The organism is Thermoflexus sp., assembly GCF_040289485.1.
Classification (GTDB): Bacteria; Chloroflexota; Anaerolineae; order Thermoflexales; family Thermoflexaceae; genus Thermoflexus.
Genome location: NZ_PSLG01000025.1, coordinates 22,496 through 29,319 on the forward strand (window position 1 = coordinate 22,496; position 6,824 = coordinate 29,319).

Here is a 6,824-nt window from a genome sequence, read left to right on the forward strand (position 1 = left end):
ATGGCAGGGGCTTTTCCCCTGGCCTTCGTCCTCTCCTGGCAGCCCAGCCGCTTCGAGGCGGCAGCAGCCGTCGCGGCGTGGGAGCAGACGCTGGAGCGGCTGCGGGCGTTGGGCTATCAAGGGGTGGAACTGGCGGTCCGGGACCCCACGGCCGTCCCCGCCCGAGCGCTGCGAGCCCTCTTCGCGCGCTACGGGCTAGAGGTGCCGGCGCTGGGCACCGGCCAGGCCTGGGTGGAGGAGGGGCTCTCGCTGACCCACCCGGATCCGGCGGTGCGGGCGGCAGCGCTGCACCGGCTGGAGGGGCACCTGGAACTGGCCGCCGAATGGGGAGCCCTGGTGATCATCGGGCTGATCCGGGGGCGGCTGGGGCCGGGGGAAGATCCAGGGGGAGCGCGGGCCCGGCTGGCGGAAGGGCTCGACCGGCTGGCCCGGCAGGCGGCGGCGCGGGGCGTGCGCCTGGCCCTGGAGCCCCTGAACCGTTACGAGGTCGATCTCCTCCACACGGTGGAGGAGGCCCTGGCCCTGATCCAGGAACTGGGCCACGAGGGCATCGGGATCCTCTTCGACACCTTCCACGCCAACATCGAGGAGGCTTCCATGGAGGCGGCCCTCCTGCGGGCCGGCCCGCGTCTTTTCCATGTGCATCTGGCGGACTCCAACCGCCGGGCGCCGGGGTGGGGCCATCTCGACTTCCGGCCGCTGCTGGCGGCGTTGCGGGCCATCGGCTACCGGGGGTGGCTTTCAGCGGAGGTGCTGCCGGTGCCCAGCCTGGAGGCGGCGATGACGCAGTTCGCCCGATGGGCCCGCTCGGCCGTGGACCCCGTGCCTCGCCCTAGCCCAGCCCCCTCATGAGGTCGGCACGGGTGCGCGCCCGCGGTGCAGGGGTCTGGGGACCGCCCGGGGCGGGAGGCTGCCAAGCCCGTCGCCAGATCTCCTGATAGCATTCGAGTTCGGTGAGCCATCGGGCCTCGTCCCAACCCAGCATCGACTGGAGGCGGTCCCCATGGCGACGCAGCCAGGGGATCCCCCCTTGGGGCAGCAGCACCCCCAATCGGGTCCGCCGCAGCATGAGGTCGTCCAGATGGACCACGGCCTCGTGGCCGGCGGCCCAGCGGACCTCGGCCCACAGGACGGGGGTTCCGGGAATGAAGGCGAGGTCCTCGGCCGGGGCAGCCTGAAGGACGGTGTCCGCCATTGGCCCATAACGGCTCCACAGCCGTCGGAGGAGGCGGGGATCCAGATCCCGCCGGATCTCCGGCGGCGCCAGGGCCGGCCGGGCGGGGGGTCGGGGCGCCGGCAACCGCCGCCGGATTCGCCCCAGGGCGTCCCGGGCCATCACCCGGAAGGTGGTGAGTTTCCCCCCCGTCACCGTGAGGATCCCTTCGTCCCACACGGCGTGGTCCCGCGGCTCCCGGGAGGGGGGCTGGCGTCCGGTCCCGATCACTGCCCGCACGCCGGCGAAGGTGGCTTGGAGGTCGGCTTCGGTGAGATCCAGGAAGGGGAAAGCACGGCGGAGGGCGGTGAGGAGGTAATCGACCTCGGCCGGAGCGGCGGCTGGCTCCTCCTCCAGGTCCTGGTCGTGATCCACATCGGTGGTGCCCACCAGGGTCACCCCTTCCCAGGGCAGGGCATAGAGGGGGCGGCCGTCGACGGGGTGGATCATGATGAGGCCCTGGGCCAGGGGCAGTCGCCAGCCGGGGAAGATCAGGTGGCTGCCCCGCAGGAGCCGCAGGCGGGGCGGCCGCCCGAGTTGCCCGCGCAGCCCATCGGCCCACGGGCCGGTGGCGTTGATCACCACCCGGGCGCCGACCTCGGCTTCACGCCCGGTGAGGACGTCCCGCACCATCACGCCCTCCACATGGCCGGCCCGGGTCTGCCGCAGGCCCTCCACACGAGCGTAGTTCAGGGCGCCCGCGCCGAGGCGGAGGGCCTCCTGGATCAGCGCCAGCACCAGCCGCGCGTCGTCCGTCAAGGCCTCCGGATAGGCATAGCCGCCCTGCAGGCCTTCCCGCCGCAGATGGGGGGACTGCTCCAGGAGGCGTTCCGGGTCGAGATAGCGATGGGTTGGATGCCCGGCGAAGAGATCGTAGAGCCACAACCCCAACGCCGCGGCGGGGCGGCCGGGGGGTTCGGCACGATAGAGGGGCATCAGGAAGCCCAGGGGCCGGACGAGGCCGGGCCACAGCCGCAGCAAAGCCTCCCGCTCCCGCACTGAATGCCACGTGGTGCGGAACTGCCCCTGGCGCAGATAGCGCAGGCCGCCGTGGACCATCTTCCCGGACCGGCTGGAGGTCCCCCAGGCGAAGTCCCGCCCTTCCAGGAGCAGGGCCCGGAAGCCCAGCCGGGCGGCCTCGAAGAGCAGGCCGGCCCCGGTGATCCCTCCACCGACGATGACCAGATCCCACGGCTCGGAGAGGCGCGCCCAGGCCTCCGCGCGCGGCGGCATCATCCGGCTGTCTCCTCGAGCAGTTTCCCCGGGTTCATGAGGCTCCGCGGATCGACCGCCCGGAAAGCCGCCTGCAGCATCGCCATCCCCAGTTTCCCCTTCTCCGCCTCCAGGTAAGGCCGGTGGTCCACACCCACTCCGTGCTGGTGGCTGATGGTCCCCCCCAGGCGCACGATGGCCTCGCTGGCCGCGGTCTTCAAACGGCGCCAGCGCTCCAAGTTCTCCTCGGGGTCCTGGGACAGCCGGAACAGGAACGTCGTGTAGAGGTTGGTGCCGTGGGGATAGACGTGGGAGAGATGGCTGAACACATAGACCCGCTCCCCGAAGGGTTCGAGGCCCCTGCGCAGCGCCTCTTCCACAGCGGCCAGCATCCGCGGCGCCTGGGTCCAGCGGGTGGCAGTCTCGACCGTCTCCACCGCGTAGCCCATCGCCCACAGGGTGTTGCGCAGGTAGGGGGCGCGGAACCGTTGACGGAGCCATTCCCGGGCCAGATGGGCGCCCAGCCATCGCCCGCTATGGCGGCCGGCGATGGCGAAGACCTCGGCCACGGCCGCGGCGACGAGGCGGCGGGGGCCGACGGCCGCAACCAGCAGCATGCACCGCTCCGCCCCCAGCCGGTGCAGGCGCAACACCGCCTCCAGTAGGCGCACCCGCCCCTCGCGCCCGGCGAGCCGGAGGGTGATGTGGGTTTCCTCCGCGGTGCTCAGCCGGAGCATGGCGAGGGGAAGGCCGGCCTGGACCATAGCGCGGACGGCGGCCAGGCCGTGGTCGAAGTCTGGGAAGAAGAAGGTGTGGAAGGCTTCGGCCTCCGGGAGCGGGCGCACCCGCAGGGTGGCCTGGGTGAGGATCCCCAGCCGCCCCTCCGATCCCAGCACCAGGTGGCGCAGGTCGGGCCCGGCGGCGGAGGGCGGCTGAGGGGGCAGGATCAGCGGGCCGCGGGGCGTCTCGATCCGCCCGCCGACCCAAAGGTCCTCGATCCGGCCGTAGCCCAGGGCGAACTGGCCCACGGACCGGGTCATGATCCAGCCGCCGAGGGTGGCGTACTCAAAGGACTGGGGATAATGCCCCAGGGTGAACCCATGGGCCCGCAGGGCGGCCTCCAGATCGGGCCCCCGGACCCCGGCTTCAAACGTGGCCAGGCGGTCGATGGGATCCAGGTCCAGCAGGCGGTTCATGCGGGCGAGATCGATGACAAGGGCCGGTCGGGGGTCCGGCAGAACCCGCAAGTGGCCGACCACGCTGGTGCCGCCCCCGTAGGGGATCACCCGCGCGCCGACGGCCTCCGCGAAGGCGAGCAGGGCGCGCACCTCCTCCTCCGTCTCCGGGAAGGCGACGCCGTCGGGCGGGAGAAAGTGGCCGCTGCGGGCGGCGATCCAGTCCGGCAGCGCCTGACCCACCGAATGGCGCAGCCGGACTTCTGGATCGGTCCGAACCAGGGGGTGGGGCGGAAGGCGGGAGGGCGGGACGCGGGCCAAGGCCTCCTCCAGCGGGAGGTCGCGGGGCGGCGTCCCTGGGCCCAGACGGTCCTCCAGCAGCGCCCGGGCGGCCGGGGGCAGTGGGACCTCGATGGCGGTCTCTCCCCATCCGTTCCAGCGGCGCATGGTGGGCTCCGGAAGGGTGGGGTTGGGCGCCCTGTGGGTCTGGCTCCCATGAGGGCGCCCGGGTCCCCGTCGGGGTGCCCGTGGCCCTTCCCGCACCTGGGGAAGGGCGGGCTCACCAGAATCCCCCTTCCTCGGGCACGATGGGCTCTAGGTATTCTAGCTCGATCTCGTGGCGGGACCAGAGGTGGTCGCCCTCGCGGGCCTCGGCGACCACGCGGTAGCGCCCCGGCGGCAACCCCCGGAGCATCGCCCCTGCCGCGTCCAGGGCCTCCCGGCTCTCCAGGGGCGCTTCGAAAAGTTCCATCAGGCTGAACACCCGGCGGACCTCCTGAGGTCCCAGTTCCACCGACATTTCTCCCAGGGGCAGCGTCACCGGGCCCTCCAGACGGAGGGAGACCTGCAGCGCCACCGGCCGCTCCAGGTCCGAGAGGACCCAGACCTCCTGGAGGGGCGGCTGGCCCACCCCTGCCCGCTCCACGTAGGGGACGATGGAGACCAGCACCGGGCTGGAGGCCTGCTGGAGGGCGAAGTAGCCCTGCTTCGGGACCCGTTCCACATCCAGCACGGCCCAGGTGATCCCTTCCCACGGCTCCACAAACATAAAGTGGAAGTAGCCGACGATCCTCCCCTTCGCCCGTCGGTAGGTGTGGATGGCGAACTCGATCAGGCGGGCCTGATAGCGCTGGCTGTTCTCTACGAAGGCCTTCAGGGAGTCCCCCATCTCGATCCCGGCCACCCGGAAGGTCTGCTCCGGCTGGAAGTTGTGATAGATCCATGCCTCCCAGCGCGGTGGCCACGCGGCGTCGCCCAGGACGCGCTGGAGCAACTCGGCGCGGGGCAGGGCCTGGGCCCCGAACTCGGAGGGCAAGGGGGCGCCGGGCAGGGCCGCGAAGTCCCGCCAGTGCCCCCAATACCAGCCCGGATACACATGCTCCCGGAAGTCGGAGGCCTCCTTCACTGGCCGCGTGGGATCGGCCGCCCGCAGCGCCGCTGCCACCACCGGGGCCAAGGTGTAGCGGTTGTGGGTGGGCTCGTTGTGGGCGCACCACAAGAAGATGCAGGGGTGGGCGCCGAGTTGCGCCACCATGGCCCCGGCCTGGCGCACCGCCTCCTGGAGGAAGGCCTCGTCCTCCGCGTAGCCCCATTGCAGGGGGAAATCCTGCCACACCAGGATCCCCTCCCGGTCGCAGGCCTCATAGAAGGCCGGGTGGGTGACGTGGGCATGCACCCGGACGGCGTTGAGGTTCGCCGCTTTCAATAAATGGACGTCACGGGCAGCGTCGGCCGGGGTGTAGGCGGCCAGCCACTGGGTGGGAATGATGTTGGTCCCCCGCAGGAAGACCCGTCGCCCGTTCAGGATCAGCCACCCGTCCTCCTGGGCGATCGTGCGGAAGCCAACCGGTGCCGTCTGGACGACGCCGTCCAGGGAGACCTCGAGGCGGTAGAGATGGGGGAAACCCCGTTCCCAGATCTCCCATCGAGGGACCTCCGGCACGTCCCAGATCAGGGAGACCGTCCGCCGTCCGGCCGGAAGGTCCAGGGCCCGGGCCGTGGTGTGGACCTCCCCCTCGAAGTTCTCCGGTCGCAGCGTCAGCGTCAGCGCGGCGCGGCTCGGCGCCGCGGTGTCCACCTCCAGCAGGACCTGGAGGTGCCAGCCCCGGGGCTGGGGGAAGACCCGATGGGTGACGTGGAGCAGGGCCATCGGCCCGGTCTCCAGGAAGGCGATCCCGCCCCACAGCCCGCCGGTCCCCCGCTCCTGCCCGCGCGGGGTGTTGCCGCCAGGCCGGCAATCGTGCTGTCCGAAGATCCCCTTGATCTGGCGTTTGAGGCGGGGCCAGATCGTGCCGTAGGGTTCCTTTGGGGCGGCCACGCGGAGCCAGAGGGTGTGGGACTCTCGGGGGAGCGCCACCCACCACGGCTCGAAGTAGCCCTCATGGGCGCCCAAGGGCGTCCGATGGGCCCACGCCGCACAGAGGTAATCCGCAGACACCCGAGCCCACCGGCGCGGGCCGGCGGCTGCCGGCAGATCCAGGCGATACCACCCAACCTCTGCTTCCAGGCCATCCAGGGACCATTGGTGGGGCAGTGAGACCTCCCGCCAGCCTTCGCGGGGCAGTCCCTCAGGGGTCTCCGATGGGTGGGGAAGGAACGCAGCGCGCATGGATGGGTTCCTCCGGTGGAATTAGCGGACCGGGTGCTCGGGGCCGCGGCCCCGGAAGGCATCGATGAAGGCGGCCGCGGCGTCCGCGTCGAAGGCTTCCAGCCGTAGCCTCCGGGTCCACGCCGTCAGGATGATCGCCCGACCCCGCCCGGGCCGGGGAACCACCACCACGCCGTCCCAGGGGCCGTTGAACATCCGGGACCACGTCTGTAGCGTCCGCAGCGCCTCAGGCTCTGGGTCGTCGTAGTAGATCACGATGTGGCCGTGTTCCAGGGAATGGACGAGGCGCTCGGGAGGCTGGGGCGTGGTGTAAAAGCCGGGGTCCACCGCATCGGGGCTGTGGGGGCCGGAGGTCGGCGGGTCCGTCCGGTAGGCCCATCGTTCGCCGGGCGCCAGATGGGCTCGGCCCTCGTCCGGGAACATCTCCACCCGCTGTAAAGCGGGCTGTCCCCGTCGGGCGGCCGCCTGGAAGGCGGCGTAGGCTTGCCCCTGCTGGAGGACCCACAGGATCAGCCCGCCCAGCGCGAGGGCCGCGAGGCCCCCGCCTCCGACAACCCAGAGCCTGCGGCGAAACCGCCGGTGCGTCTCCCTTTTCGTGGAAGCCATCCGTTTCTTG

5 protein-coding genes are annotated in these 6,824 nt (G+C 71.7%); 1 reads left to right on the forward strand and 4 read right to left on the reverse strand.

The window, feature by feature from the left end:
• Positions 1-852, forward strand: coding sequence for a TIM barrel protein (locus C4313_RS06095; protein ID WP_352428980.1), 852 nt, complete (start codon positions 1-3; stop codon positions 850-852).
• Here C4313_RS06095 and C4313_RS06100 read toward each other — a convergent pair.
• The 4 genes from C4313_RS06100 to C4313_RS06115 form a co-directional block, all read right to left on the reverse strand.
• A complete protein-coding gene (locus tag C4313_RS06100) occupies positions 833-2,449 on the reverse strand; it encodes a glycerol-3-phosphate dehydrogenase/oxidase (RefSeq protein ID WP_352428981.1) in 1,617 nt (538 codons plus the stop codon). The genes C4313_RS06095 and C4313_RS06100 overlap by 20 nt on opposite strands.
• Positions 2,446-4,047: an FAD-binding oxidoreductase gene (locus tag C4313_RS06105; protein ID WP_352428982.1), complete on the reverse strand. Its 1,602-nt coding sequence runs from the start codon at positions 4,045-4,047 to the stop codon at positions 2,446-2,448. The genes C4313_RS06100 and C4313_RS06105 overlap by 4 nt, the downstream gene beginning before the upstream one ends.
• A 112-nt stretch (positions 4,048-4,159) precedes the next feature.
• The gene (locus C4313_RS06110; RefSeq protein ID WP_352428983.1) at positions 4,160-6,208 is read right to left on the reverse strand and encodes a glycoside hydrolase family 2 TIM barrel-domain containing protein; all 2,049 of its coding nucleotides are present in this window, start codon (positions 6,206-6,208) and stop codon (positions 4,160-4,162) included.
• 21 nt (positions 6,209-6,229) lie between these two features.
• A partial coding sequence (locus tag C4313_RS06115; protein WP_352428984.1) for a thioredoxin-like domain-containing protein occupies positions 6,230-6,824 on the reverse strand: 595 nt, incomplete at its 5' end.